This is a genomic window from Nocardia sp. NPDC060249 (genome assembly GCF_042728755.1).
Taxonomy (GTDB): Bacteria; Actinomycetota; Actinomycetes; order Mycobacteriales; family Mycobacteriaceae; genus Nocardia.
Genome location: NZ_JBHXAQ010000001.1, coordinates 1,581,540 through 1,608,238 on the forward strand (window position 1 = coordinate 1,581,540; position 26,699 = coordinate 1,608,238).

29 protein-coding genes are annotated in these 26,699 nt (G+C 68.9%); 12 read left to right on the forward strand and 17 right to left on the reverse strand.

What is annotated here, in order from left to right; genetic code table 11:
* Window positions 1-2 precede the first annotated feature (2 nt).
* Complete coding sequence (locus tag ACFWFP_RS07155; protein WP_379293621.1) at window positions 3-1,058, reverse strand: 2Fe-2S iron-sulfur cluster-binding protein; 1,056 nt, start codon at window positions 1,056-1,058, stop codon at window positions 3-5.
* A 193-nt stretch (window positions 1,059-1,251) separates the two neighbouring features.
* On the opposite strand from ACFWFP_RS07155, the gene ACFWFP_RS07160 reads away from it, so the two are divergent.
* On the forward strand, window positions 1,252-2,049 hold the full coding sequence (locus tag ACFWFP_RS07160; RefSeq protein ID WP_379293622.1) for a mycofactocin-coupled SDR family oxidoreductase: 798 nt from the start codon (window positions 1,252-1,254) through the stop codon (window positions 2,047-2,049).
* A gap of 1 nt (window position 2,050) precedes the next feature.
* Window positions 2,051-2,878 carry a mycofactocin-coupled SDR family oxidoreductase gene (locus ACFWFP_RS07165; protein ID WP_379293623.1) on the forward strand — a complete coding sequence of 276 codons (828 nt, stop codon included), beginning with the start codon at window positions 2,051-2,053 and terminating at the stop codon, window positions 2,876-2,878.
* Between the two features lie 325 nt (window positions 2,879-3,203).
* Here the strand turns inward: ACFWFP_RS07165 and ACFWFP_RS07170 are convergent, their stop codons facing one another.
* The 6 genes from ACFWFP_RS07170 to ACFWFP_RS07195 form a co-directional block, all read right to left on the reverse strand.
* Window positions 3,204-4,073, reverse strand: a complete 870-nt coding sequence (locus ACFWFP_RS07170) for an alpha/beta fold hydrolase (RefSeq protein WP_379293624.1) — start codon at window positions 4,071-4,073, stop codon at window positions 3,204-3,206.
* Window positions 4,070-4,861 (reverse strand): SDR family NAD(P)-dependent oxidoreductase, encoded by a 792-nt coding sequence (locus ACFWFP_RS07175; protein ID WP_379293625.1) that lies wholly within the window; start codon window positions 4,859-4,861, stop codon window positions 4,070-4,072. Before ACFWFP_RS07175 ends, ACFWFP_RS07170 begins: the two co-directional genes overlap by 4 nt.
* A 24-nt stretch (window positions 4,862-4,885) precedes the next feature.
* On the reverse strand, window positions 4,886-5,143 hold the full coding sequence (locus ACFWFP_RS07180; protein ID WP_378951581.1) for a hypothetical protein: 258 nt from the start codon (window positions 5,141-5,143) through the stop codon (window positions 4,886-4,888).
* 11 nt (window positions 5,144-5,154) lie between these two features.
* The gene (locus ACFWFP_RS07185; protein WP_379293626.1) at window positions 5,155-6,816 is read right to left on the reverse strand and encodes an FAD-dependent oxidoreductase; all 1,662 of its coding nucleotides are present in this window, start codon (window positions 6,814-6,816) and stop codon (window positions 5,155-5,157) included.
* A gap of 11 nt (window positions 6,817-6,827) precedes the next feature.
* Entirely contained in the window at window positions 6,828-7,199 is a 372-nt protein-coding gene (locus ACFWFP_RS07190) for a nuclear transport factor 2 family protein (RefSeq protein WP_379293627.1), read from the reverse strand.
* A 106-nt stretch (window positions 7,200-7,305) separates the two neighbouring features.
* Window positions 7,306-8,841: an FAD-binding protein gene (locus ACFWFP_RS07195; RefSeq protein WP_379293629.1), complete on the reverse strand. Its 1,536-nt coding sequence runs from the start codon at window positions 8,839-8,841 to the stop codon at window positions 7,306-7,308.
* A 197-nt stretch (window positions 8,842-9,038) separates the two neighbouring features.
* Between ACFWFP_RS07195 and ACFWFP_RS07200 the strand changes: the two genes are divergently transcribed.
* Window positions 9,039-10,670: a flavin-containing monooxygenase gene (locus tag ACFWFP_RS07200; RefSeq protein ID WP_379293630.1), complete on the forward strand. Its 1,632-nt coding sequence runs from the start codon at window positions 9,039-9,041 to the stop codon at window positions 10,668-10,670.
* Between the two features lie 45 nt (window positions 10,671-10,715).
* Here ACFWFP_RS07200 and ACFWFP_RS07205 read toward each other — a convergent pair whose 3' ends face one another.
* Window positions 10,716-11,222: a flavin reductase family protein gene (locus ACFWFP_RS07205; protein ID WP_379293631.1), complete on the reverse strand. Its 507-nt coding sequence runs from the start codon at window positions 11,220-11,222 to the stop codon at window positions 10,716-10,718.
* Between the two features lie 129 nt (window positions 11,223-11,351).
* On the opposite strand from ACFWFP_RS07205, the gene ACFWFP_RS07210 reads away from it, so the two are divergent.
* Together ACFWFP_RS07210 and ACFWFP_RS07215 are read left to right on the forward strand one after the other, a co-directional pair.
* On the forward strand, window positions 11,352-12,047 hold the full coding sequence (locus ACFWFP_RS07210; protein WP_379293632.1) for a PadR family transcriptional regulator: 696 nt from the start codon (window positions 11,352-11,354) through the stop codon (window positions 12,045-12,047).
* Between the two features lie 83 nt (window positions 12,048-12,130).
* Window positions 12,131-12,418 carry a putative quinol monooxygenase gene (locus ACFWFP_RS07215; RefSeq protein ID WP_379293633.1) on the forward strand — a complete coding sequence of 96 codons (288 nt, stop codon included), beginning with the start codon at window positions 12,131-12,133 and terminating at the stop codon, window positions 12,416-12,418.
* Between the two features lie 10 nt (window positions 12,419-12,428).
* On the opposite strand, the gene ACFWFP_RS07220 is transcribed toward ACFWFP_RS07215, so the two are convergent.
* Window positions 12,429-13,403, reverse strand: a complete 975-nt coding sequence (locus ACFWFP_RS07220) for an alpha/beta hydrolase (RefSeq protein ID WP_379293634.1) — start codon at window positions 13,401-13,403, stop codon at window positions 12,429-12,431.
* A 139-nt stretch (window positions 13,404-13,542) separates the two neighbouring features.
* Between ACFWFP_RS07220 and ACFWFP_RS07225 the strand changes: the two genes are divergently transcribed.
* Both ACFWFP_RS07225 and ACFWFP_RS07230 read left to right on the forward strand, forming a co-directional pair.
* On the forward strand, window positions 13,543-13,890 hold the full coding sequence (locus ACFWFP_RS07225; RefSeq protein ID WP_379293635.1) for a hypothetical protein: 348 nt from the start codon (window positions 13,543-13,545) through the stop codon (window positions 13,888-13,890).
* Window positions 13,883-14,515 (forward strand): Dabb family protein, encoded by a 633-nt coding sequence (locus ACFWFP_RS07230; protein WP_379293636.1) that lies wholly within the window; start codon window positions 13,883-13,885, stop codon window positions 14,513-14,515. Before ACFWFP_RS07225 ends, ACFWFP_RS07230 begins: the two co-directional genes overlap by 8 nt.
* Window positions 14,516-14,627: 112 nt before the next feature.
* Here ACFWFP_RS07230 and ACFWFP_RS07235 read toward each other — a convergent pair whose 3' ends face one another.
* The 4 genes from ACFWFP_RS07235 to ACFWFP_RS07250 form a co-directional block, all read right to left on the reverse strand.
* Window positions 14,628-15,476, reverse strand: coding sequence for an IclR family transcriptional regulator (locus ACFWFP_RS07235; RefSeq protein ID WP_379293637.1), 849 nt, complete (start codon window positions 15,474-15,476; stop codon window positions 14,628-14,630).
* 181 nt (window positions 15,477-15,657) lie between these two features.
* The gene (bphC, locus tag ACFWFP_RS07240; RefSeq protein ID WP_379293638.1) at window positions 15,658-16,563 is read right to left on the reverse strand and encodes a biphenyl-2,3-diol 1,2-dioxygenase; all 906 of its coding nucleotides are present in this window, start codon (window positions 16,561-16,563) and stop codon (window positions 15,658-15,660) included.
* A 26-nt stretch (window positions 16,564-16,589) separates the two neighbouring features.
* Window positions 16,590-17,768 carry an acyl-CoA dehydrogenase family protein gene (locus ACFWFP_RS07245; protein WP_379293639.1) on the reverse strand — a complete coding sequence of 393 codons (1,179 nt, stop codon included), beginning with the start codon at window positions 17,766-17,768 and terminating at the stop codon, window positions 16,590-16,592.
* Between the two features lie 34 nt (window positions 17,769-17,802).
* Window positions 17,803-18,978, reverse strand: coding sequence for a Rieske 2Fe-2S domain-containing protein (locus ACFWFP_RS07250; protein WP_379293640.1), 1,176 nt, complete (start codon window positions 18,976-18,978; stop codon window positions 17,803-17,805).
* A gap of 203 nt (window positions 18,979-19,181) precedes the next feature.
* Here ACFWFP_RS07250 and ACFWFP_RS07255 point away from each other — a divergent pair, with 203 nt between their 5' ends.
* Entirely contained in the window at window positions 19,182-19,787 is a 606-nt protein-coding gene (locus tag ACFWFP_RS07255; protein WP_379293641.1) for a hypothetical protein, read from the forward strand.
* A gap of 148 nt (window positions 19,788-19,935) precedes the next feature.
* Window positions 19,936-20,793: a DNA/RNA non-specific endonuclease gene (locus ACFWFP_RS07260; protein ID WP_379293642.1), complete on the forward strand. Its 858-nt coding sequence runs from the start codon at window positions 19,936-19,938 to the stop codon at window positions 20,791-20,793.
* A 24-nt stretch (window positions 20,794-20,817) separates the two neighbouring features.
* Here the strand turns inward: ACFWFP_RS07260 and ACFWFP_RS07265 are convergent, their stop codons facing one another.
* A complete protein-coding gene (locus tag ACFWFP_RS07265) occupies window positions 20,818-21,351 on the reverse strand; it encodes a VOC family protein (RefSeq protein ID WP_379293643.1) in 534 nt (177 codons plus the stop codon).
* Window positions 21,352-21,456: 105 nt separating this feature from the next.
* Complete coding sequence (locus ACFWFP_RS07270; RefSeq protein ID WP_379293644.1) at window positions 21,457-22,116, reverse strand: TetR family transcriptional regulator; 660 nt, start codon at window positions 22,114-22,116, stop codon at window positions 21,457-21,459.
* Between the two features lie 141 nt (window positions 22,117-22,257).
* Between ACFWFP_RS07270 and ACFWFP_RS07275 the strand changes: the two genes are divergently transcribed.
* Window positions 22,258-23,220, forward strand: coding sequence for an oxygenase MpaB family protein (locus tag ACFWFP_RS07275; protein ID WP_379293645.1), 963 nt, complete (start codon window positions 22,258-22,260; stop codon window positions 23,218-23,220).
* A gap of 17 nt (window positions 23,221-23,237) precedes the next feature.
* Here ACFWFP_RS07275 and ACFWFP_RS07280 read toward each other — a convergent pair whose 3' ends face one another.
* A complete protein-coding gene (locus ACFWFP_RS07280; RefSeq protein WP_379293646.1) occupies window positions 23,238-23,843 on the reverse strand; it encodes a TetR/AcrR family transcriptional regulator in 606 nt (201 codons plus the stop codon).
* A 72-nt stretch (window positions 23,844-23,915) separates the two neighbouring features.
* Between ACFWFP_RS07280 and ACFWFP_RS07285 the strand changes: the two genes are divergently transcribed.
* The gene (locus ACFWFP_RS07285; RefSeq protein ID WP_379293647.1) at window positions 23,916-24,677 is read left to right on the forward strand and encodes a 3-hydroxyacyl-CoA dehydrogenase; all 762 of its coding nucleotides are present in this window, start codon (window positions 23,916-23,918) and stop codon (window positions 24,675-24,677) included.
* 141 nt (window positions 24,678-24,818) lie between these two features.
* Complete coding sequence (locus tag ACFWFP_RS07290) at window positions 24,819-26,198, forward strand: wax ester/triacylglycerol synthase family O-acyltransferase (RefSeq protein ID WP_379293648.1); 1,380 nt, start codon at window positions 24,819-24,821, stop codon at window positions 26,196-26,198.
* Window positions 26,199-26,205: 7 nt separating this feature from the next.
* Here ACFWFP_RS07290 and ACFWFP_RS07295 read toward each other — a convergent pair whose 3' ends face one another.
* Window positions 26,206-26,697 carry a hypothetical protein gene (locus ACFWFP_RS07295; protein ID WP_379293649.1) on the reverse strand — a complete coding sequence of 164 codons (492 nt, stop codon included), beginning with the start codon at window positions 26,695-26,697 and terminating at the stop codon, window positions 26,206-26,208.
* Window positions 26,698-26,699: the final 2 nt, after the last annotated feature.

Here is a 26,699-nt window from a genome sequence, read left to right on the forward strand (position 1 = left end):
GCTCAGAAGCGGATACGGACCCGGTCGGTGCGCGGGCGGGCCTGGCAGGCCAGGGTGTAGCCGGCGTCGATGTCGTCCTGATCGAGGATCGCCGAGTTGGTCATCGTGACCTCGCCGTCGACGACGGTGCACGCACACGAGCCGCACTCGCCCTCGCGGCAGGAATAGGGGACATCGAGCCCGTCGGCGAGCATGACGTCGACCAGGGTGCGCGAGCGCGGCCAGCTCAGCGCGTGCACCGTCCCGTCGAGCTCCACCTCCACGCGCGCGGCGTCCGCGTCGTCGACGGGGTCGAGCGGCTCGGGTTCGGCGAACGGATCACCGGACAGCGAGACGAACACCTCGGTGGTGATGCGTTCGCGCGGCCATCCGGCGCCCGAGAGCGCCTCGGTCACCGCCGACATGAACGGGCCGGGCCCGCACACGAACGATTCGAAGGATGGATACGGCGCGGCGAATTCGGCCAGTTGGGCCGCGGTGGGCAGGCCCTGCAGCGATTCGAGCCAGTGCGCCACGGTGATCCGGCCCGGGTACCGCGCCACGAGATCGCGCAGAGCGCCGGCGAAGATCACCGATTCCTGCTCGCGATTGGCGTAGAACAGCACCACCCGGCCCGTGCCGCGGGCCAGGGCCGAACGCAGGATCGACATCACCGGCGTGATGCCGCTGCCCGCCGCCCACAACAGCAGATCGGTGTCGAGCGAGGCCGGGGTGAAGGCGCCCTGCGGCGGCAGCACGTCGAGGGTGTCGCCGACAGAGATGTTGTCGCACAACCAGTTCGAGCCGTAGCCGCCGGGCGTACGCTTGACCGTGACCTGCGGCGCGTCGCCCGTGAACGGCGAACTCGCCAGCGAATAGCAGCGCGCCACCGGTTCGGGCCGCTCGCTGGGTATCCGCAGCGTGAGGAACTGGCCCGGCCGGAACGCGAAGCGGTCGGCGATCGCGTCGGGCACCTCGAACACCAGCGTTCGCGCGTCCGCGGTCTCCTCGATCACCGCCGATACGCGCAGCGTCACCACCCGCGAGCTACGCCCGACGTCGACAGTCGCCCTCGTCACTGGTGTTCTCCTCGATCTCGGAACCGGACTTGCGGAGCAACCGTCGCAGGCTCGCCGGCGCTGCGGAGCCCGTGGTTCCCGGTGGCCGGGACATCGCGGCGCACTGCCCGCTGACCGGGAAGACCAGGGCGGACGCGGTGGACGGCGACCCTAGCGTCGGGCTCGTGGACACCAGATTCTCCGGGGGCACCCGATGAACCGCATGCAGCACACCGTCGCGCTGGTGACCGGCGCGGCCGGGGGAATGGGCCGCGCCCATTGCCGTCGGCTGGCCGAGGAAGGCGCCGACATCATCGCACTCGACATCGAGGCCGCCGCGGCCGAATTGGCCGAGACGGCACGGGAAGTGGAGGCGATGGGTCGCCTGTGCGTCACCGGCGTCGCCGACGTGCGCGATCAGGCATCCCTGGACGTGGCGGTCGCCGACGGTGTCGCCGCGCTGGGCCGCCTCGACGTGATCGTGGCCAACGCCGGCATCTACACCGATCTCGGCCTGTCCTGGGAACTGTCGGACCAGGCCTGGCAGCGCACCATCGACATCAACCTCACCGGCATGTGGCACACCGTGCGCGCGGCCGTTCCCGCCCTGTCCGACGGCGGCTCGGTGGTGATCGTGAGCTCCACCAACGGCATCGTCGGCGCGGCCGCCGCCGCGCACTACTCGGCGAGCAAGCACGCCGTGGTCGGGCTCGCGCGCACCTTGGCCAACGAGCTCGGCCCGCGCGGGATCCGGGTGAACACGGTGCACCCCGGCTCGGTCGCCACGCCGATGATCCTCAACGACGCGGTGTACGCCAAACTGCGCCCCGACCTGCCGAACCCCACGCAGCAGGACGCGGCGGAAGCGCTGGCCCGGCGCACGATTCTGCCGGTGCCGTGGGTGGATCCGGTCGACATCAGCAATGCCGTGCTCTTCCTCGCATCCGACGAGTCCCGTTACGTGACGGGAATCCAGCTCGTGGTGGATGCCGGACTTACTCAGAAGGTGTGACATGGGACGGGTTTCGGGCAAGATCGCGCTGATCACCGGCGCCGCGCGCGGTATCGGCCGCGCACAGGCGATCCGGCTGGCCGAGGAAGGCGCCGACATCGTCGCCGTCGACATCTGCGGGCCGGTCGAGACCGTGGTGTCGCCGGGGGCGACCCACGACGACCTCGCCGAGACCGTGCGCGCGGTCGAGGCGACCGGCGCGCGGATCGTCGCCGCGACCGTCGACGTTCGCGACGGCGCGGCGCTGCGGGCCGCGGTCGACGCCGCGGTCGAGCAGCTGGGCGGGCTCGACATCGTTTGCGCCACCGCCGGAATCAGTTCCAGCGGCGGCGCGCTGGAACTGACCGAACAGCAGTGGCAGACGATGATCGATGTCAACCTGACCGGTGTGTGGCAGACGTGCAAGGCCGCCACCCCGCATCTGATCGCGCGCGGTGGCGGTGCGATGGTCCTGACCAGCTCGATCGCCGGACTACGCGGCCTGGTCGGCGTCGCGCACTACACCGCCGCCAAACACGGGGTGGTGGGGCTGATGCGGTCGCTGGCCAAAGAGCTGGCCCCGCATCATGTCCGGGTGAACTCGGTGCATCCGACCAATGTCGACACCCCGATGATCCAGAACGACATGGTGCGCAAGGTGTTCCGGCCCGACCGGGAGAACCCCACCCGCGAGGAATTCGCGGAGGCGGCCGTGACGATGAACATGCTGCCCATCCCGTGGGTCGACCCGGTCGACATCGCCAACGCCGCCCTGTTCCTCGCCTCCGACGAAGGCCGCTACATCACCGCGGTGACGTTGCCGATCGACGCGGGCAGCACCCAGCGCTAGCGCACTAGCAACGTTCGTACCGACGCGCGAACGGCTCCCACTCCGGCGCGATTTCGCGCTCGGATGCCGGGCAGCCGCCGACAAGGACGGCGACCCCGGGGCCGTCGCGCGTCACGATCGTGTAGTCGACCACAGCACCGGGCCGGGCCAGGTATCGAAGGTGCCGGTCGGCGAGTTGTGTCGCCTGCGCGGCACTGAATCATCACCACGATGGCGGGCACGGTGCAGCGCATAGCAGTTCATCCTGCCAGCAGCCGGCGTGGGGTCAGCCGTGAAAACCAGAAATGCGCGGGCCGCCCGATGGCGGCCCGCGCAGTGTGCTGGTTCAGTGTGCGGTGTCCTCGCGGGTGAGGAAAGCCAGGACGGCCGACTCGAATTCGATCTTGCGTTCGATCATCGCCCAGTGCCCGCAGTTCGGGAACACGTGCAGTTCGGCGCGGGGGATCGTGCGCATCGGGATCAGCGCCATATCCAGGGGGCTCACCCGGTCGTCGCGTCCCCAGGTGATCAGCGTCGGGGCAGCCACCTTGTGCAGCATCGCCCACGGCGGCGGCGCGTCGGAGGCCTCCATCGCCTTGATCATCATCGCGAACGCGGCCTTGCTGTACATCCGGCGGGCACTGTCGAGGGTCGCCGGATCGGTGGCCTGGGTCCAGCGCTCCTCGATCAGTTCCTCGGTCACCATCGCGGGGTCGTAGACCATCGAATGCAGCCACTGGACCAACCGTTCGCGGGTCGGTTCCTCGGTGAACTCCTGGAGCAGCTTGATGCCCTCACCGGGGCCGGGGCTGAAGAGATTGCGGCCGATGCCACCGATCGTCACCAGCTTGCCGACCCGCTCGGGATGGGCGATGGCGTAGTTGAGCGCTACGCCGCCACCCATCGAGTTGCCGATGATGTCGACGCGGTCGAGGCCGAGCGCGTCGACGAACCGGACCACCGAATCCAGCGCGGTGATCATCGGATGTCCGCCGAAGTCGTCGCTCACCCCGAAACCGGGGAATTCCAGGACGAGGCAACGGAATCGTTGCGCGAAGGCGGCGAGATTGCCGCGGAAGTTGCGCCACCCGGTGACACCGGGCCCCGATCCGTGCAGGAGCAGCAGCGGCGGTCCCTCGCCGGCCTCGTGGTAGCGCAAGACGCCCGCGTCGGTGGTGATCTCGCGCAGCGTGCCCTCGTAGCTCAGGTCGGTCACGCGTGGGTACCGCCGTCGATGCGGATCTCGGTGCCGGTGATGAACGCGCCGTCTTCGGAGACGAGCATCGCGATCACGCCGGCCACCGCGGCCGGGTCGCCCATGCCCGCGCCGCCCGATTCGAGGTCGGTCGGCAGGACGGGAGACAGCTTGCCGAACAATGCCCAGTTGGCGTCAGCGGGCACGTATCCACCGGTGGCTTCGGTGATTCCGGACTTGATGCTGCCGGGCGCGACGCAGACCGCGCGCAGGCCCTTGCCGCCGTACTCGAGGGCGATGGCGTGGGTGAAGGACTGGATGCCGCCCTTGCTCGCCGCGTACGCCGCCATGTACGGGTGCGCGAACGCGGCCGAGGTGGAGCTGAAGTTCACCACGGTCGCGCGCGGGTTGGCCAGCAGGGTGGGCAGTGCCTCGCGGACCACGAGGAACGTGCCGGTGAGGTTCACCCGGATGATCAGGTCCCACAGGTCGAGGGGGGTCTGATCGGTGTGCGAGGCCCGCAGGATGCCTGCCGCGTTCACCAGCGAATCCAGGCCGCCGAGGGTCTGGATCGAGGATCGGACGCCCTCGATCACCGACTGTTCGTCGCCGATGTCGAGGGTGAGGGTGGTGAGCCGGTCGGCGGTGCCGCGCTCGGCGGCCTGCGCGCTGGTCGCGGCGAGGCCCTCGGCCGATACGTCGGCGGCGACTACGCGGGCGCCCTCGTCGAGCAGTCGCAGCGCGGTGGCCTGGCCGATGCCCGATGCGGCGCCGGTGACCAGCGTCCGGTGGTTGTCGAGTCTGTTCATGGTTGTCACTCCTGGTCTTGGATGTCAGCCGAGCCGGCCGGGAACCGGTTCGTGGCGGAGCTGATCGGTCGCCAATACGCCTGCGCGGACGGCATTCTCGACGGAATCGCGCAGGGCAGGGCAGGTGGGGATCCAGCTGCTGTGCTCACCGAGAGCCGCGCGCCGAGCGAACTCGGGGCACGCGGACTCGGCGTCGTCGAGCCACTGGATGCTGGTGTGGCTCGGACTGAACTTCTCTGCCAGCACCTTGTTGCCACAGGTCGCGCATTCGACGGGTTGCACGGCTGCCCGCCTTACCGCTCGCCCGCGGCGTGACGCGCGCCGATGTACCCGAACACCATGGCCGGGCCGATCGTCGCGCCCGCACCGGCGTAGTCGTTGCCCATCACCGCGGCGGCGGTGTTGCCCGTGGCGTAGAGGCCGGGGATCGGCGAGCCGTCGGGTCGCAGCACCTGGGCATCGGCGTTGTAGACGAGTCCGCCCTTGGTGCCGAGGTCACCGATCCGCACCCGCAGCGCGTAGAACGGGCCCTTGTCCAGCACATCGAGTGCGGGGGTGGCCAGGGTCGGATCGCCGTAGTAGTTGTCGTAGGCGCTGACGCCCCGGCCGAAGTCCGCGTCGTGCCCCTCGCGGGCGAAACCGTTGAAACGTCCGACGGTGTCGCGCAACGTCTCGGCGGGCACGCCGATCGCGGCGGCGAGTCCCTCGATGTCGGGTGCGGTCTGCATCAGGCCGGTCGTCAGCCACGAGGACGGGAACTTCTGGCCGGGCACGATGCCGCCGATGGGGTAGCGGCTCTTGGCTTTCGCGTCGAAGACCAGCCAGGCCGGATCGTGGCTGCCCTTCAGCTGGGCGTGCACGAACGTCACGTACGGTGACGCTTCGTTGGTGAAGCGCCGGCCCGTGCTGTCGACGATGATCGAACGCGGGATCGACCGCTCCGACACCAGCACCTGGTTGATACCTTCCGGGCGCTGGAACGACGGCATCCACCACGCGTCGTCCATGAGATCGACGGCCGCGCCGACGGTTTCGCCCGCGATGATGCCGTCGCCGGTGTTGTCCGCCGATGCCGCGCTGAAGTTGTCGCGCCCACCCTCGGGCAGGTAGTCCTTGCGCATGGCCTGATTGAACTCGAACCCGCCGGTGGCCAGCAGCACCCCGTCGCGCGCCCTGATCCGGATCTCGCGGCCGTCGCGCTCGGCGAGGACGCCGAGCACCGCGCCGGTGTCGTCGGTGATCAGCGAGCGCAACGGGGTGTCGAGCCACAGCGGCACTCCCGCATCGCGCACGGCCAGGCGCAGCCGGGCGATCAGGGCCCGGCCGAGCGTGTCCATGTGCCTGCCCAAGATGATCGCCTTGATCGCCCGCAGGCCGGTCAGCAGCGCGGTCCAGCGGGCCTTCCAGGTGCGGGTCACCATGTTGAGCTGGACGAAGTCCTTGGAGGTGATGAACAGGCCGGGCGGTGTCGCGAGCGCGGCCGGACGCAGCAGATCCTCGTCGGCGCCGAGCTGTTTGAGATCGACCGGCAGCGGCTCGATGGACCGGCCGGCGGGCCGCCCGCCCGGCGCTTCGGGGTGGTAGTCGGAATAGCCGGTGCACCACTGGAAACGCAGGTGCGGGCTGGTCTCGAGGAAGGCCAGCATGCGCGGGCCCTCGTCGATGAACGCGTCGAGGTTCTTCGTCGGCACCCGGTCACCGACCACGGCGTCGAGATAGGCGCGCACGTCGGCGCGGGAATCGCCGAGGCCCTCGCGCAGCAGCGTCGGGTTGTTGGGCACCCAGATGCCGCCGCCCGAGAGGGCGGTGCTGCCGCCGTAGACCGAGGCCTTCTCGATGACCAGGGTATCCAGGTCGCGGTCGGCGGCGGCGAGCGCGGCGGTGAGCCCGCCCGCACCGCTGCCGACGACGAGGAAGCCGACCTCGTGATCCCAGTGTTGTTCGGTCGCAGTCATCTTCGCCTCGCTCAGCCGACGACCATGTCGTCCTGGGACCAGAACGCGCGCATGCTCACGATGCGGGCGTCCTCGTCGAAGGTCATGACATCGATCGGATCGAGGGTGAAGGTCTGCTCGCCGAACGTGGTGACCACCCGGAAGCTGAACGCGGCGCTGTTGCCCGCGACGCGGACGGAGAACAGTTCGGTCGAGCGCTCCAGCGGCTCGATGTTCTCGTAGAACTTCGTGATCGCGGCGTGGCCGACGTGCGGTTCGCTGCCGACCGGGTCCTCCACCGTCGCGTCCTCGCGGTAGAGGGCGACGACGTCGGCGGCCGTACCGCTGCCGACGGCCTCCACATATTTGCGCACCGTCGCGCGAATGTCGTCCGCTGAAGCCATCGTGTCGCTCCTGAAATGTCGAAAGGGATGAATATGTGAACCGAACCACATCCGGTGGCCCGGGTGCCCCGTTCGTTCCCGACCAGCGGGAGAGAACGGGGGTGGGTCATTCTCCGAGGATGTGGCGTACGGCGAGGTGGCTGAACAGCATGGACGCGCCGATCGGATTGCCGCCGCCGGGGTAGACCTCGCCACTCACGGCGGCCATGGTGTTGCCCGCGGCGTAGAGGCCCGGGATCGGCTCGCCGTCGCGGCCGAGTACCCGCGCCGCGCTGTCGGTGCGCAGGCCGCCCTTGGTGCCCAGATCGGAGATGCCGAACGCCGCCGCGTGGTACGGGCCCTTGTCGATGGTCACCAGCGGCGGCTCGCCGTTGGAGAAGGCACGGTCGTAGGCCTCGTCGCCGCGCCCGAAATCGGGGTCGGCGCCGGTGGCGACCATCGCGTTGAACCGCTCGACGGTGGCCTCCAGGTTCGCCGCGGGCACACCGATCTTCGCGGCGAGCTCGGCGAGGGTGTCGGCGGTGTGCCACAGACCGGCCTCGACGTACTTCTCGGTCTCGACCATGGTGACGTTGGTGGCTTTGATCGGCGGCACCTCGCCCTCTGTGTCGTCGTAGATCATCCAGAACGGCAGGGTGAGCCCGCGGTCGTTCATCTGACGGATCACCTCGCGCCCGAGCCGGTCGTAGGGGGCGGACTCGTTGACGAACCGGTTGCCGTCCTGATCGACGAAGATGCCGCCGGTGAACCACAGCGCGAACGCGGACCGCCCGTCGGGATGGGTCAGGCCGGGCGACCACCACGCCTGATCCATCAGATCGGTATCGGCGCCGGCCGCGATGCCCGCCGTGTGCGCATTGCCCTGATTTCCCCAGGGCCCCATGGTGTCTCGTGCCTCGCCCGGCACACCGTAGTGCTTGCGCAGTTCGTCGTTCTGCTCGAATCCACCCGCCGCCAGGATCACGCCCCGCCGCGCGCGGATCGCGACCCTGGCGCCGTCGCGTTCGACGATCGCGCCGGTCACCACGCCGTCCTCGACCACCAGTTCCACCAGCGGCGACTCCAGGTGCAATTGCGCGTGCGGGTAGCTCGAGATCGCGCGCAGCATCCGCCCGATCAGTGCCTGACCGCCGATCAGCAGGTCCTGCGGGGGAGCGCCGAGCCGGTCGGTGTCGAGCGTTCCGCGCAGCGACGCGCGCAGGGGGCCCAGCTCCGCGGCGGGCAGCGGGGTCGGCATGATGTGGCGCTGACCGTCGAGCCGGGCCTTGGGCGCCTTGCCGAAGTAGTCCGGCCACGGCAGCACCATGAACGCGAAATGATCGTCGGCTTCGAGGTATTCGATGAGATCGCGACCCCGCCGCACGTAGGTCTGCTGCAGCTCGTCGGGGGTGCGGTCACCGACCACGGCCCGGTAGTAGGTCAGCGCGTCGTCGATGGTGTCGTCGGTGCCGGCCCGCTCCAGCACCGGGTTGCACGGGAACCACACCCCGCCGCCGCCCGAATACGCCGTCGTGCCGCCGAACTTGTCGGTCGCCTCGACCACCGCGACGCTGAGTCCCTCGCGCGCGGCGGTGTAGGCGCCCGCGAGGCCGCCACCCGACCCCGCGACCAGCACATCGACCTCGTCGTTCCAGTCCACCACTGTTTTCCTCCTGGTACCGCCTCGAATTGCGCTCGACGGTAGGCCCGGCGCCGGTAGTCGTGGGGCGGCTCTCCCGATCACCGGGAGAGCATCGATGCGCGAATGTGCCGGTCAGCGGGAAGGGGACCTGCTCGAACGCGGCGCGCGTCCTTAGCGTCGCCCGCAGAGAAACCGGTCTCCATCGAAAGGTAGGCACTGTGAACCCCGAGACCCCATCGGCACCAGCGAAAGGCCCGGCCGACGTCGACGTGGTCGTCGTCGGCGCGGGCATCGCCGGCCTCTACGCGCTGCACCGCTTCCGCGGTAGCGGCCTCACCGTGCGGGTGTTCGAAGCCGGCGACGGCGTGGGCGGCGTCTGGTACTGGAACCGCTACCCGGGCGCGCGCTGCGATGTCGAGAGCGTCGACTACTCGTACTCCTTCGACGACGCGTTGCAGCAGGAGTGGAACTGGAGCGAGAAGTACGCCACCCAGCCCGAGATCCTGGCCTACCTCGAGCATGTCGCCGACCGCTACGACCTGCGCCGTGACATCGAATTCGGCACGCGCGTCACCGATATCGTGCTCGACGAGCAGACCCTGCGCTGGCGGGTCGGCACCGACACCGGCCGGGCGGTCTCGGCGCGGTTCGTCGTGCTGGCCACCGGCCCGCTGTCCAACGCCAACACTCCGGCCATCGCCGGACTCGACACCTTCGCCGGGCAGATCCTGCACACCTCGCACTGGCCGCACGACGGGGTCGATCTCACCGGCCGCCGGGTCGGCGTGATCGGCACCGGCTCCTCCGGTATCCAGACGATCCCGTGCGTGGCCGAGCAGGCCGAACGGTTGCACGTGTTCCAGCGCACCGCCAATTACAGTGTGCCCGCAGGGAATACGCCGCTGACCGACCAGGATCGGATCGCGCAGAAGGCGAACTATCCCGAGCGCAGGCGGCTGTCGATGGCCAGCGGCGGCGGTTCACCGCACCAGGCGCATCCGGAATCCGCGGTCGCGGTGAGCGAGCGGGAACGGCGCGAGGCCTACGAGAAGCGCTGGGCGCTGGGCGGTGTGCTGTTCAGCAAGACCTTCCCCGACCAGCTGACGACCCTCGCCGCCAACGACACCGCCCGCGAATTCTGGGAGGAGAAGGTGCGGGCCGTGATCGAGGACCCGCGCGTCGCCGAGCTGCTCGTTCCGCACGACCATCCCATCGGCACCAAGCGGATCTGCACCGACACGAACTACTACCAGACCTTCAACCGCGCCAATGTCGACCTCGTCGACCTGAAGGCGACACCGATCACCCGGGTCGATGCCGAGGGCGTGCACACCACCGACGCGCACTACCCGCTCGACACCCTCGTGCTCGCGACCGGCTTCGACGCGATGACCGGGTCGGTGTCGCGGATGAACATCGTCGGCCGGGCCGGCGAGACGCTCAACCACGCCTGGCGGGAAGGCCCGAAAACCTATCTGGGACTGGGGATGACAGGATTTCCGAACCTGTTCAACCTCACCGGCCCCGGCAGTCCGTCGGTGCTGGCCAATATGGTGCTGCACTCGGAGCTGCACGTCGACTGGGTCGCCGAGGCGATCGGCTTCCTCGACGCCAGGGGAGCGGTGGCGCTGGAGGCTCGCCAGGACGCGGTGTCGGAGTGGGTGCTCGAATGCGTCAACCGGGCCGCGGGAACGCTGATGACACAGGCGAACTCGTGGTACCTGGGTGCGAACATCGAAGGCAGGCCACGGGTGTTCATGCCCTTCGTCGGCGGCTTCGGTGTCTACGGCCAGATCATCGCCGAGGTCGCGGCCGCCGGGTACAAGGGCTTCGACGTCATCGAGGCGTGAACGAGCACGACGGGGTGGTCCACACCGGACCACCCCGTCGTCGTGTCAGGCCGCGAAGCCGCCGAACCCGCCCTTGTAGAACAGCAGCGGCTCGGCGCCCTCGGCGGCCCGGAGGTCACCGACGCGGGCGAGCACCACGGTGTGGTCGCCCGCATCGTGCTCGAGCTCCACGGTGACCTCGATCTGGGCCAACGCTCCGGCCAGCGCGGGCGCGCCGTTGCCCGCCCTGTCCCACTCGACGCCGGCGAACTTGTCGGCCCCGCTCACCGCGAACTGGCGGCACAACGCGCTCTGCTCCTGCGCCAGGATGTTGATGCACAGCGCGCCCGCCGCGCGCAGCAGCGGCCAGCTGGTGGAACTCTTGGCCGGGCAGAACGACACATACGGCGGGTCCAGCGACACCGACACCACCGACTGACAGGTGAAGCCGAGCGGTCGCGTCCCGTCGTGGGCGGCGATCACCGCGACGCCCGTCGCGAAGTGCCCGAGCACTCTGCGCAGGTCCGCGGGGGCCGGGATACCTGCGTCGACGACGACGTTGTCCGCATTCATAGGGGTCCTTCCGAACGGAATTCGATGCTTCACAGAATCCGGGAAGATCGGGCAGCGGCTCAAGACGCCTTCCCGGTCAGCGGTTGCTGACGGGTGAATTGCGGGAAGAGCGGTTGCTAGCATTCAGCCATGGCTACCCCTGACCCCGACTCCGGCGTGCCCAACCTGCCGCCGACCAGCTGGGCGGTGCTCGCCATGCTCTCGTACGAGGAGGAGATCTCCGGCTACGACCTGAAGAAATGGGCGGACTGGAGTCTGCGCTACGTCTATTGGACCCCGTCCTACAGCCAGATCTACGCCGAGCTGAAGAAGCTCGAACAGCACGGCTTCGCGAGTTCGCGGCTCGATCCCGACAACACCATGCGCGCCAGGCGGCTGTACCAGATCACCGCGGCGGGCCGGGCCGCGGTGACCACGTGGTGGAACAAGGCGCCGGTCGACCCGTCGGTGCTCAAACACCACGTGCTGCTGCGCGTCATGTTCGGCCATCTCGGGTCCCCGGATCGGCTCAAGCAGATCCTGCACGACCACATCGCCGACGTCGACAAGCTCGCGCAACGCGCCGCGATCGATGCCGAAGCCGCGAAATCCGAACCGGGCTGGGCCTATTCGCAGCTCGTGCTGCAATGGGCGCAGCGCCACTACGCGACCGAACGCGACCTCGCGCAGCAGCTGATCGACGACATCGACAACGCGGCCACCGTGTTGGCGGGCGCCGAACACGACGACCGCGCCGACTACCCCCATCCGACGCCTGGTCGCTGGCGCGAGATCGAGCAGCGCGTGCGCGACGAAGAGCTCGAGCAGCACGACCCAGCAACCTAGGCCGTATCTCTGCACCGCGGCATCTTTTGCCGAACCGGCAGCTACCGATCGCGGGTACTGTCGCACGGAAAAGGAGAGAAATCATGATCGCAGTCATCGCCGAGGTCACCGTCAAAGCCGGTGCGGGGGCGGAGTTCGAATCCGTCGTCGCCGACCTGATCGGACAGATCAAGGCCAACGAGCCGGGTAACCTGACCTACCAGCTGGTGCGTTCGCGGACCGATGCCGATCACTACCGGTTCTTCGAACTGTATTCCGACGACGCCGCGGTAGAAGCGCACGGCCGGTCGGAGCATTTCCGCGCGGCAGGCAAGTTGATGGCTCCCTTGCTGGCCGCCGCGCCGAAGATCGAGTACTTCACCGCGGTCTGAACCCGAACCGCTACGCCGGGTCCCGAGGCAGGTCGAGCAGCGCGCGCACCGCGGCCCAGATCTCGGCGCGCGCGGCCACCGTGGCGTCGAGGGACGGGATGCTGAGGAAGCCGTGGAACAGCCCGGCGTAGCGGCGATGGCTGACCGCGACACCGTCGGCTGCCAGGCGCTGGGCGTAGGCGTCCCCGGCCGAACACGGCGGGTCCAGTTCGGCGGTGATCACCACCGCGGGCGGTAGCGCGGCCAGTGAGTCCGCCCTGGTCGGCACGAGACGCACGTCGTCGGTGCCGTGCGGTGCGTAGTTCGCCCAGTACCACCGCATGGCGCTGGTCGTGTTGTAGTGGCCCGTGCCGAATCGCCGGTAGGACTCGGTCTCGAAATCGTCATCGATCACCGGATAGATCAGGATCTGCGCCGCGATCCGCGGTCCACCGGTGTCCCTGGCCGCGATGGCCACGGTGGCGGCGAGATTGCCGCCCGCGCTGTCGCCGGCCACCGCGATCCTCGACGGGTCGCCGCCGTAGGCGCCCGCGTTCTCGGCGGCCCACCGCAGCGCCGCGAACATGTCGTCGTGGGCCGCGGGGCCCGCGTGCTCGGGCGCGAGCCGATAGTCGACCGAGACCACCACCGCACCCACGCCCGCCGCCATCGAGCGGCAGAATTCGTCGTGACTGTCGAGGTCGCAGAACACGAAGCCGCCGCCGTGCGCGAACACGATCACCGGCAGCGGTTCGCCGTCGTGATGGGGCGCGAACACGCGCAGCGGCAGCGGGCCGCCGGGCCCGTCGATCGTGAGGTCACGGGCGAGCGCCAGATCGGGAAGTCGTTGCAGCGGAGCGCGTCTGGCGCGGATCGCGGCGCGTACCTCGGTCGCGGCCATCGTGGCGACATCGGGGAATCCGGCGTCGAGCGTGGCGAGCATGGTCGCGACTTGCGGATCGGGAACCGCACCGGGCCCGGTGGTCGGGAAAGTACGCACAGTCACTGGTCCTCCTGAATTTCGGCGACGGAATCCGCCGTCGTCGGCCTCACCGTAGGGCCGGGGTCCCGCGATCCGCACCGCGTTCTCCCACTGGGCGGAAACACCAGGTCGATGCCTGTCGGAGGCTGCCTACGGTCGGTGCATGGAAGCCACGAAGGTCTACGTGATCGACACCGTAGTGACCAAGCCCGGGCGGGCCAGAGAATTCGTCGACGCCTATCTGCGTGACTACGCCCCGGGTGCGCGCGACCGCGGCATGACGCTGGAGCGGATCGTGGTGAGTCCGCCCGTGTGGTTCCCGGACGAGTCGAACACGATCATCGCGAGTTGGGTGCTCGACGGCGCGCAGGGCTGGTGGGAGATGACCTGGAAGGGGCGCCCGGACGAGTCGGTACGACAGTGGTGGGACTCGGCGCAGGAGCTGATCGTCGAACGGACCCGCTCGACCGGCGCGCTCGCCACCGACATCGACAGGCTCGGCGATGTGTGAAGTGACTCGGCTGGTACATCTCTCGCCCGGCACCGATGCCATGGTGCGCGACCGGCTGATGACCAGGGTGCGCGACATCGCCGCCCCGGCCGCACGTCGCGTGCTGGTCGAGCCCACCTTGCCTGGCGTGCGCAACGGTGGTGATGTCCTGGTGCACCTGCGCTTCGACGAGTCCGCGGACTGGCTGGGGACAGCCACGGAGGTCGATACTTTGCTGAGCGAGAGCCCGGTCGCCCACGTCGACGGCGTCGAATATCAGGGCGGCACAGCGGGTACCGCCGAGCCGGGCGCCACCGGGTCGGTATACCGGGTACTGCTGCTACGAGTAGAGCAGGACACCCCGTGCGCGATGGTCGAGCGCTTCGAGGCAGATCTGCTGCGGATGCCCCGCTACCTGCCCGGTATTCGGTCCTGGCAGTTGAGCCGGGTCACCCGTGGCACCGGACTGGCGGCGTGGACGCATGTCTGGGAGCAGGAGTTCGCTGACCTCGACGCTCTCGTAGGCCCCTATTTGATGCACCCGGTCCACTGGGCGCACGTCGACCGCTGGTTCGACCCCGAATGCCCGGACATGATCGTCCGCGACCGGATCTGTCACAGTTTTTGCGTGAACCGCCCGCTCTGACGAAAGTGACTGTCCGCGAACTGTTCTGACCTTGTTGCCGCGTGCACAAACGAGTCTCATCCGTCGCGCCGTAGGCCGCCCGCGTTCGGGCGGCATACGGCGCGAGATGGGATCACGCCGTACGCGGCCCGCGATGGTCGGCGTACGAACGGCTCACGCCCAGCGGACGAGGATGCTGCTGCAGCGTCGGGTGTACCCGGACCCGGCCGTCGTCGACATGGCGCCAGATATTGAGCGCGGTCGTGCGCACCGGCGCGCTGAGCCGGTGATCGAACAGCATCCGATCCACCGGTCCGCACACCGACACCGCCGCCACGGCGGCCTCGCCGAGATCGCCGATGGGCGCCGCGATACAGCCGAAGCCGGGCAGCGACTCCTCGCGCTCGACGGCGATCCCGTGCGCGCGCACCTTGTTCAGTTCGGTGTCGAGCTGGGCCTTGGTGGTGATCGAGTAGCGCGTACGCGCGCCGGACTGGCCGGCGAGGGCGTCGGCGATGCGGCGCTCGTCGGAGTAGGCCAGGATCGCCTTGCCGACCGCGGTGCAGGCGGCGGGGCGCCTGCCGCCGACGCGGGTGGGCACCACTGCCGACAGCTCGCCGCCGACCTTGTCGAGGTACACGACGTCGGGACCGTCCAGCACGGCCAGATGCACCACGAATCCGGTGACCCGGTGCAGCTCGTGCAGGAACGGCATCGCCGCACGGTGCAACCGGTCCTGGTGCACCGCCAGCGAGCCGAGCTCCATCAGCCGGATGCCGAGTTCGTAGTCTCGCCCCTCGCGACGTAGCCAGCGCAACTGCACCAGCCGATCGAGCATGCGATGCGCCGAGGACCGGGGTAGACCGGTGCGCCGGACGATCTGGGCGAGCGTGAGCCTGCCCGGCCCGTCGAAGGCGTCGAGCAGCAGGGACGCGCGATCGAGGATCGCGCTCGGGGTGGTGGCCTCGGCCTGGATGACCATGAGCTCTCCATTCGGATCTACGAGCTGATGCCCAGTCGCATATTTCGATTAGGCATATACCTATTCATACCATCCGTTGTGGTCGTTGTCACATGAATCGGCAGGTCAATATGAAAAAGACGGCCCCTGGCCCGAGCGAGAAGCTCGGGCCAGGGGCCGTCGTCGTGGGACTACCTGCGGATTACATCGCCGCGAGCGGCTCGCTTCCGGACCAGTCGTGGCCCCAGTAGCTGTCCGCGGTGATCTCCTCGGCGCTGTAGTAGGTCTCGTCGACCCGCATGCCTTCGGTGCCGAACTCGATATCCCAGCCGCCGGGCGCGCGGACATAGAACGACACCATCTTGTCGTTGGTGTGCCTGCCCAGCGTCGAGGACACCGAGAAGCCGTCCTTGGTCACCCGATCCAGGGCTTGGCCGACCGCGTCGAGGGAGTCGACCTCCACCATGATGTGCACCAGGCCGGGCGCGCCACCGTGCGGGGCCGGGCACAGCGCCAGGCTGTGATGGCGCTCGTTGACACCGAGGAACCGCACCCGCATCGGGCCGTACTCCGGCGGCGCCGGGATCCGGAACGCGCCGCGCGGCAGGAATCCGAGCACGTCGGTGTAGAAGCCGAACGCGCCGTTGGGGTCCATGGTCGGCAGCACGACATGGCCCAGACCCTGTGCGCCGGTGACGAATCGCGCGCCGAACGGGGTCACCACCGGACTGTGGTCGAGCACCGCGCCGTGGAAGATCTCGAGCGTCGCACCGGTCGGGTCCTGGAACGTGATGACCTCCTCGACCCGGCGCGCGTCGGCCTCTTCGACCGAGAGCGGTTTCACGGCGATACCCGCGGCCGTGACCGCCTCCTGCACGCGGACCAGGGCGGCGTGATCGCGCACCTCCCAGCCGATGGTGACGATGGCGTCGCTGTCACCCGGCACGACCGTGATGCGGGCCGCGCGCTCGTCCATCCGCAGGTACAGCGCGTCCTCGTCGGGGCCGCTGCCCTGCGCGAAGCCGAGCACCTCGAACGCGAACTTGCGCCACCGGTCCATGTCGGCGGTCTGGATTTTGACGTAGCCGAGGCCTTTGATGTCTGTCATTTCCGTTGTCCTTCGTGGTTTTCGGGTCAGATCATCGAGCGCAGGTTGTCCGCGGGCTCGAGACCGAGGGAGCTGACGGCCGAGGCGTGGTACACCGTGCTCGGCACGTGGATGGCGTGGGCGAGGCCGACGTGCGCGTCGCGCCAGTAGCGCTGCAACGGCTTGTCGATCCGCATGGCGTTGCCGCCGGAGCGGGCGAAGATCTGGTCCACGGCGGAGACCGCGCGCCAGGCCGCGCGGACCTGGGTGCGCCGGACCGCGGCCCGTTCGGCGAAGCCGATCTCCTTGCCCGCGTCGACCTTGTCGAAGATCATGTCGGCGTTCGCGAGGAGTTCCTGGCGCGCGGCGTTGATGTCGGCGGCGGCCTCGCCGATGGCGAACAGCACGTACGGATCGTCCTTGACGGCGGTGCCCTGGGCGCCGACCCGGTCGCGCTGGTAGTCCAGGTGCGCGGCCAGCGCGCCCTCGGCGATGCCGACCACCGCGGAGCTGATGCCCAGCGGGAACATCGTCGACCACGGCATCTTGTACAGCGTCTCGGTGACCCCGTACTCCTTCTGCGCGGTGCCGTCGATGACGTGGTCGCCGTTCATCACCCGGTAGTCGGGCACGAACGCGTCCTTGACGATGATGTCCTTGGACCCGGTGCCCTTGAGGCCCACCACATTCCAGGAGTCCTCGACGATCTGGTAGTCCTGGCGCGGCAGGATCATGTGCAGCATCGTCGGCGGCAGCGCCATCTTGCCCTCGGCATCACCGAGCATGGCGCCCAGGAAGATCCAGTCACAGTGGTCGGTGCCGGAACTGAACTGCCAGCGGCCGTTGAAGATGTAGCCGCCGTCGACCGGGCGGGCGATACCGGTCGGCGCGTAGGGCGAGGCCATCCAGGTGTCGTGGTCGTCGGCCCACACCTCGTCCTGCACCTTCGGGTCGGCGAAGGCCAGCTGCCACGGGTGCACGCCGACGATGCCGGCGATCCAGCCGCTGGCCGGGTCGAGCGCGGCGGTGGCCATCACCGTCTCGGCGAACTCGCGCGGGTGCGCCTCGTAGCCGCTGTACTTCTTCGGCTGCAGCAGGCGGATCGGACCCGCCGTCTTCAGCAGCTGGGCCGTGGCATCGGGCAGCTGCCCGAGACGCTCGGCCTCCGGGGCCTGATCGCGCAGCTTGTCGGCGATCGCGGCGATATTGTCGAGAACCTTGGTCATCTTCGGTGGTGCTTTCTGTTCGGAGTGGTCGGAGTCAGGACATGGTGTCGACGACGGCGCCGCGGGCGATGTTGTCGGCCACCTCGGCCTCCCAGCTCGTCACCGCGCGTTCGGTATCGATCTCGAACTCGAATCGCTTGGTCATGTCCTCGGTGACGTCCTCGACGTCGACATAGAACTGCTTGTACCAACGGCGCAGCTGGTACACCGGGCCGTCCTCCTCCGACAGCAGCGGATTGTCGATGGGCGCCTTGTTCTTCCAGATCTCGACGTCCTGCTCGAAGCCGTACTCCACGCCCTGCGCGAACTGCGCCGCCATCGCGTTGGCGTCCTCGTCGGACATACCCTCCGGCTTCTTGACCATCGCGCCGTACTGCAGCACGAACGAGTTCTCGTCGACCGGGTAGTGGCAGTTGACGAGCACCGTCTCGATTGTCATCCCGTTCGATTCGCTCCACAGCCAATCGAGCATGTAGGACGGCCCGAAGTACGAGGCGTCCGAGCGCAGCGCGGAATCCGGGTCGTCGTAGCTGGTGCCGACGGTGACATCGTGGCGCGGGGTCGAGCGCATGTACTGGGTGGCGACGTGGCCCTCGAAGACGTTCTTGAAGTAGCGCGGGAACGAGTAGTGCACGTAGAAGAAGTGCGCCATGTCGACGACGTTGTCGACGATCTCGCGACAGTGCGAGCCCTCGATCAGAATCGAATTCCAGGTCAGGTCGGTCCACTCCGGCGTGCCGTAGCCCTCGATCTCGGGAATGGTCACGTCGTCGGTGGGCTTGCGGCCCTGCGGGTCGTGCCAGACGTAGAGCTGGCCGTTGCGCTCGAGCGTCGGCCAGGTGCGGGTCTTGGCGAGCGGCGGCACTCGGCGCGCGTACGGAATGGCCGTGCACTTGCCGTTGCCGCCCCAGCGCCAGTCGTGGAACGGGCAGGCGATCGAGTCGCCCTTGATGGTGCCGTGGGCGAGGTTGCCGCCCATGTGGCGGCAGTAGCCGTCGAGCACGTGCAACGCGCCGTCGGATTCGGACTGGAACACCACGAGCATGGTGCCGAAGGCCTTCACCTCGTGCGGTTTGCCGTCGCGAAACGACGAGAGCAGGCCGAGGCAGTGCCAGCCGCGGGCGAACCGAGTCGGCGCCGCGGCGGCCTCGATCTGCCGGTAGTCGGCGGTGGTGTCCTGCGATCGGCCGTTCGGCGAGTTCTCCGGCATCGAAACCTCCATGTTCGGACGGAGTAGGGATGAGCTGCGCCGATGGTCGCGCCGCGCGAGGGTCGGCGGGTCGTGGTGTTCCCGGTCAGCGGACATGTTTTCGTCCCGGTCGGCCGCTGTCCCGATGACCGGGAGAGGAACCGATCACAGCAGGCGCACCGCCCTACCGTGACAGCATCGGTTTCGACGAGCAGGAGTGAATCATGGGTAACGTCGCGGTGGTACTGGACACCGAGGCCATCCGGCTGTTCGCGCGAGCGGCGCGCTCGGACAATCCGGCCTACCGGCTCGCCGATCGGCCCGTGGTGCCGCCGACCTTCCTGCCCGCCGACGGATCCCGGGTGGGGGAGCGGGTCGAGACCGATCACCGGTTCTTCGGTCCGCCGCCGCGCGCGGGCGACCAGCTGACCGCGATCCGCGCCGGTGCCCCCGGTCAGCCCGCCGTCGGCGCCGCCGAATCGCTCACCCGCTACTTCGACCGCACGGGCGGACTGGTCGCCGAGTCGTGGGCGGCGGCGGAAGCCTTCGCGGGCGAGCAGGTGTCACCACAGGCGGCGGCGCTGCTGGCGACCTACGCCACCGACTGGCTCGGGGCCGAGGCCATCCGCCGTTTCCGCACCAGGTCGGTGCGACCCCTGCCGCCCGGCGATGTCATGTCGTGCTCGGGGCGGGTGACGCAGAGCTATGTGCAGGACGGCGAATCCCGTGTCGATGTGAGTCTGAGCGGCGCCGACGCCGCGGGCACTGTCGTGGTGCGTGCGTGGGCGACCTTCGCCGTGACCGGCGACGGGACACCGGACCCGCGATAGGGGAGCCGCCGCCGGCTCGGCCCGCGGGCGCGGACAACGGGTAGTCGACTACTCGTGAGGATGTCCGCGGTGGCGACGACGATCGTGTGCACGCCCATCAGGGTGAACTGCCGACACACATCGTCCACCCTTCGGGAAGGGGCTTCCGATGACCGTCAACGTGGATTCTCCGTCGATAACCGGTATCGACAGCGACGTACCGCGGACCGGGTACGACCCGGATTTTCTCGGGTCGAGAGTCGAGGTTCCGGAACTGGATGCCGCCGTGCGCGGCGACGCGTTCCGCCTCGACGGCTCCGACGTCATCAGCTACACCCACTTCTCGCTGGCGCTGAGCACGCCGCGGCGGTTCGCGTTCTGGGTGGCCTGGAATATCGACGGTGCCGCGATGCGCAAACTTCCGCGCACCGGCATCGACTTCGTCAAGGACCCGCGCATCCCGGCCGCGGCGCAGGTGGGAAACGAGCTCTATCGACGCAATCGGCTCGATCGCGGACACCTGGCGCGGCGCGCGGATCTGCTGTGGGGCAGCGAGACCGAGGCCGAGCAGGCCAATGCCGACTCCTTCTTCTACACCAACATCACCCCGCAGATGGACGACTTCAACCAGAGCAGCCGTGCCGGGGTGTGGGGGCAGCTCGAAGACGCGGTCTTCGCCGACGTCGACATCGACGACCTGAAGGTGAGCGTGTTCGGCGGGCCTGCCTTCCGCGCCGATGACCAGCTGCATCGAGGCGTGGCCCTGCCGCGGGAGTACTGGAAGGTGATCTGCTTCGTCGAGGAAAATCGACTGCGGTGCAAGGCATTTCTGCTGACCCAGCACCTCGACGAACTCGAAGCGCTCGCCCTCGACGAGTTCCGCGTCTTCCAGGTCGCCGTGGCCGAGATCGAACAGCGAGCGCACTGCCGATTCCCGGCCGCGCTGCACATCGCCGACACGTTCGTCACCCAGGAGTCGGTGGCCGAGCGCAGCCCGCTCGAGTCGACGGCCGACATCCACTGGTAGTTCGCTACCGGACACCGGTGCCGGTCAGGACGTCCCCGCCCGGCGTGCCGCGACGCGCGCCCAGACCTGGGGATCGGTGCGTGGGCCGCCCGCGGTGGTCGCGCCGTACCGCCGGATCTGGGCGTCGATGTCGAGGGGCGCGGTCAGCGAGGTACCGGGAGCGAGCGCGTCCTCTACGTGTTCATCGGGTACCAGCCAGCACACCTCGAACTCGATGCCGTCGGGGTCGCGGGCGTAGAGCGCCTTGGTCGACCCGTGATCGCCGGCACCGGTCAGTGCCCGCGCCGCCGTCAAGCGGTCCCGGACGGTGACGAGCTCGGACAATGTGTCCACTTCCCAGGCGACGTGATAGAGCCCGACCGAGCCCGCCGGGCCCGCCGCGGGTGTTCTGGCCTGGAAGAGCCCCAGGTCGTGGTCATTGGCCGAGCCGGGGTGACGCAGAAACGCGCCGCCGGGGAACCCTTCGGCGAGCCGCTCGAATCCGAGCACGTCCTCGTAGAACGCGATGCTGCGCGGCAGATCCGCGACGAACAGAACGATGTGATTGATTCCCCGCATCGGGCGGTGGCCTCCTCGATCGGCAGTTCTCGACCTCCGAGCGTCTCACGCCGGCCTCCGGCGGCACCACCGGATGACCGGCGAGTGGGAGACTTCGTGCCCGGGCTACTTCGCCGACTTCGTCGCGGTGACGTGTTGTGCGCTGTCGGAGCTCAGCAGCAGCCGGGCGATGAGATCGGTGAGATGTTCCCGGGTGGTGTCGAATTCGCCGCGCATCCAGGCCGCGACCAGCTCCAGCGCACCGCTGACCACGCTGTAGGCGGTCATATCGGCGTCGAGCGGATCGGCGGGTTCGGCGAGGATCTCGCGGCCCACCGCCGACATCGCGCGGGCGATCGCGTGCTGGGTGGTCAGTCGCGCGGCCTGCAGCGCCTCGGTGCTCTGCGCGTTGAGCAGCAGGGCCGATCGGCGGGGGTCGGCGAGCAGGAAACCCAGCGCGGCGCCGGCCGCCGCGCGCACCTGGCTGTGGACGTCGGGCTCGGCGTCGTGGGTGGCGGTCACCACCGCGGCGATGCCAAGGGCGGTGTGCTCCTCGACCAGCGCGGTGAGCAGGGCATCGCGGTCGGTGAACTGCTCGTAGAAGTAGCGATCGTTGAGCCGGGCTCTGACACAGACGGCCCGCTTGGTGACCGCGGGTGCCCCGCCCTCGGCGAGCAGGTCGAGCGCGGCGTCGAACAGCGCGCCGCGACGGCGGGATCGGCGTTCGTCCGCGGCCACGCCGCCGTAGACGCGCGACGTCGCCGCGTCATCGGAGTCGTTGCGCATGGCCGCCTTTCCTCGTCCTCGGGCGCCAGAATAGTCCACCCGTACTCTTGACCAGCCCTCAATTCTGGTGCACTCTGACACCAGACTAGTTTGTGGTGTCGTCCTGCACCAGAACTGTCGGCGGAACAAAGGAGTTCACCGATGACCTGTCCTGTGCCACATCAGGAAACCCGCGCGGTCGACGTCGCCCCGGCGTCCTCGCGCGAATCCCGCAGCGCCGTCGCACGATTCGAACGTGTCGGCGGGTCGGTCCTGTTCGGTTTGTTCGGTGTCGGCCTGTTCGACCAGCCGATGCTGCCGCCCGTCTCGGCCGCGCTCGAGGCCACCGGACGTTCGCGAAACCAGCCGTGGGCGCGGGCGGCGCGCACTGCCGCGGCCGACCAGCTGATCTACCACGGCGAAGACGCCGACCGGGATGCCGAGTCGCAGCGGCTCATGCTCCTGCATCGCGACGTCAAAGGGGTCGGCCCGGACGGTGCGCGCTATTCGGCGCTCAACCCGCACGCCTGGAACTGGATTCTCTACTCGACCTTCTTCGTCCAGCGCGGCGCCTACCTGGCATTGACCGGCGACTCCCCGTCGCCGGCCGCTGACCAGGCCATCTGGGATCACTACCTCGCCAAGACGCGCGGGCTGCACCTGCCGGGCAACTCACAGCCGATCGCGAACTACGCGGATCTGACCGTGCACTACGACCAGATGATCGCCGAACTGCGCGCGACGCCGGCGCTGGAGGCGGCCACCACGACGGTCCGCCGTGCACCGCGCCCGGACGTCCTGCCCGCCGTCGCCGCTCCGCTCTGGTGGGTGAGCGCACCCACTTTCGGCTATATCGCGATGGTTCTCGGCTGCGGCATCATGCACCCCGAGGTGCGCGCCAAGATGCCGATCACCTGGACCGCTCGCCACGACCGCCACTTCCGGGTGCTCACGACCGCCCTCCGCGTCGCCTTCACCCGGCTGCCTGCCACGGTCACCGACTCGCCGATGGCCCGCAATCGGCGCAAGTACGAACGCCTGGCCGGGCGATACCGGGAGGTCGGGCTCACTTCGTTCGCACCGGAGACCGGCCAGGCCCGATCGCGGCGGCGCGTGCGAGCGTAGCCACGATCGGGTGGTGCTCAGTCCGGCGCGGCGCCCGGCAGGTGCGGATCCATCCAGCGCAGCATCCGGTCGACCGAATCCGCGCAGTCGCCCTCCGCGCCGGACTCGGCCCACTCGATCAGCGCGGCGAAGGTGGCGGACTGGTAGGCGGTCGCGATGGCCCGGCAGATGGGAGCGGGGGAGCCGTGCAGCCGGCCGGCGAGGTAGCCCGACAGTGTATCGATCCACGGGCGGTAGATCCGGGGAGCGGTCGCGGCCAGTTCGGGTTCGGAGGAGATCAGGCGCAGCCAGTCCGGCGCCAGCTCCTGGATGCGCGGATCGCGCGACACCGATTCGACGATCGCGGCCCGCACGACCACCGCGGCCGGCTCCTCGGGGGCGGCCCCGGCGAGCGCGTCCCGTAGCCGCTCCGTCGCGGGCGCGACGCCGATCCAGGCGATCTCGGATCGGGACGAGAAGTGCCGCAACAGGGTGCGCGTGCTGATCCCGGTGGCCGCGGCGAGGTCGTTCCAGCTGGTGGTGGCGAAACCGCGATCGGTCCACAGGCGCAGCGCGCCGACCGACACGGCCCGGGTGTCCAGCACGGAGGGACGGCCGGGACGGCGGGGGGCTGGCGGGGTCACCGCGAAAGCCAAACAGTTTTGGCGAAGTGTGTCAATATTCAGTGAGACCCCACCGAAAACAGGAGAAACAGTATGGATTTCGTCAACTCGTCCGCGATCGTCACCGGCGGTGCGTCGGGTCTCGGCTTGGCGACCGTGCAGGAACTGCACGCCAAGGGCGCCAAGGTCGTCATCGTCGACCTCCCCTCGTCCAACGGTGCGGCCATCGCCAAGGAGCTGGGCGAGGGCGCGGCTTTCGCGGGCGCGGACGTGACCGATGAATCGGCGGTGGCCGCGGCACTCGACGTCGCCGAGTCGCTGGCGCCGCTGCGGATCGCCGTGAACTGCGCCGGCATCGGCAACGCGATCAAGACGGTCGGCAAGAAGGGCGCGTTCCCGCTCGCCGATTTCACCAAGGTGATCAACGTCAACCTCGTCGGCACGTTCAACGTGATCCGGCTGGCCGCCGAACGCATGTCGGGCACCGACCCGGTCGGTGAGGAGCGCGGCGTCATCATCAACACCGCCTCCGTCGCCGCCTACGACGGCCAGATCGGCCAGGCCGCCTACGCCGCGTCCAAGGGTGGCATCGTCGGCCTGACCCTGCCGATCGCGCGCGACCTGGCGAGCTTCAAGATCCGTGTCGTCACGATCGCGCCCGGCCTGTTCCGCACGCCGCTGTTCGAGACGCTGCCCGAGGAGGCGCTGCAGTCCCTCGGCGCGCAGGTGCCGCACCCCTCGCGACTGGGGCAGCCCGCCGAGTTCGCCGCGTTGGCCCGCCACATCGTGGAGAACCCGATGCTCAACGGCGAGACCATTCGCCTCGACGGTGCCATCCGGATGGCGCCGCGCTGAATCGACCTGTGTCACAACGCATCCGGCCGGGCGCTCGGCCCGGCCGGATGCGTAAGTAGCACCGTCGTACCACTTGTGATCGTCGTCGGAGTTCGGTCCGTGCTACGGCAAAACTAGAACGTGTTCTAGTAGGCTTCTGCTATGGAACAACTCACCGGACTGGATGCCAGTTTCCTCTATCTGGAGACCGGCACCCAGCATCTCCACGTCTGCGCGCTGCTGATCCTCGACCCGGCCGACGGGCCCTACTCCTTCGACGGCATCCGCGACGAGCTCCGCAAGCGGTTGCCTCTCATCCCGCACATGCGCCGCCGAATCCACTCGGTGCCGTTCAACCTCGATCACCCGCTGTGGGTCGACGACGCCGATTTCGACCTCGACAACCACCTCCGGCGCGTGGAATTGCCGGAGTCGGGCGGTCTGGCCGCGCTGATCGGCGCCATCGCCAGCTATCCGATGGACCGGAATCGGCCGCTGTGGGAGATGTCGGTGGTGGAAGGGCTCGACGACGGCAAGGTGGCCGTCGTCTGCAAGTACCACCATTCGGCCGTCGACGGCATCACCGGCACCAACATGATGATGCATCTGTGCGATCCGGAGCCGGGGACCAGTCGCCCGGAACCCGAACCGTGGCAACCGGAACCGGTGCCCGGTGATCTGGAACTGGCCGCACGGGCCGCGGTCCGTCTGCCCGCCAGGGCCGGAATGCTCGGCATGGTTCCCAAGACCCTCGGGATGGTCGCGGGCTTCGCGCGGCGGCGCCGCAACAATCAAGCGGGGATGGAACTTCCGTTCTCCGCGCCACGCACCCCGTTCAACCAGGCCGTCACCGCGGCGCGGTCGGTCTCGTTCACCAAGACCGACCTCGCCGCGATCAAGGAGATCAAGGCCGCGTTCGGGGTGAAGGTCAACGATGTGGTGCTGGCCGTCGTCGGCGGGGTGCTGCGCCGCTACCTGGAAGAACGAGGCGAGCTGCCCGATCGCTCCCTGATCGCCTCGGTGCCGGTGTCGGTGCACGAATCCACGCGGCACACCGAGGGGATCAACAAGGTCTCGACACTGTTCTGCCGCCTCGGCACCGATGTCGCCGATCCGGCCGAGCGGCTGGCGGTGCTGGCCGTCGCGAACCGCGAAGCCAAGGCCGAACACGACCTGATCGGCGCCGACTTCCTCCAGGACTGGTCGAAGTACGCCCCGCCCAACACCTTTCGGCTCGCCTCACGCGTGTACTCCTCGCTGAAGCTGGCCGAACGGCACCCGGTCGTGCACAACCTGGTGGTCTCGAATGTGCCGGGTCCGCCGATGCCGCTGTACTTCCTCGGCGTCCGGGTGGACGGGATGTTCCCGTTCGGCCCGGTCTTCCACGGGGCCGGTCTCACCGTCACCGTGCTGTCGAACTGCGACGACCTGGATTTCGGCTTCATCGCCTGCCGCGACCTGGTCCCCGACATCCAAGCACTGGCCGACGCCGTGCCCGCCGTGATCGATGACCTACTCGCCGCGGCGCGGGCCAAGGGCTGACTACGGTTCAGAGGAGTGGGACCGGGCGGTCGAGTAGGCGTTGTACGGGGTCGATGCAGGTGGGGGCGTCGGCGAGGGCGAGGCTGGTGAATTCGATAATGGCCAGTTCGTGGTGGACGACGTAGTCGAAGAACTGTGCCTCGGCGGTGTTTTCGTAGTGGCGGGCCAGGCGATGAAAGGCGGGCAGGTAGCGGGTGGTCGTTTCGCGGACCGCGCGCAGTTGGAGCCCGTAGGGCAACAGGTGCATACCGCTGCCACCGATGCGGCCGACGGTGTCGGCCACCGCGTTGGTCGAAGGAATGGCCTGCTGGGCGCGTGCGAGGAAGGCGCTGACGCCGGCCTGGGTCCGGATCTCCAACTCGTGCAGGGCTTGCCAAGCGTCACGGTGACGGGCGGACGAGGCGTGGTCGGCGGCAGCGGCGAAGAAGGACGAGCCGAGATCTTCCGATTCGACGAGACGGTGTAGATCGGCAGCGATGCCGGCGGGGATCGTGGTCATGA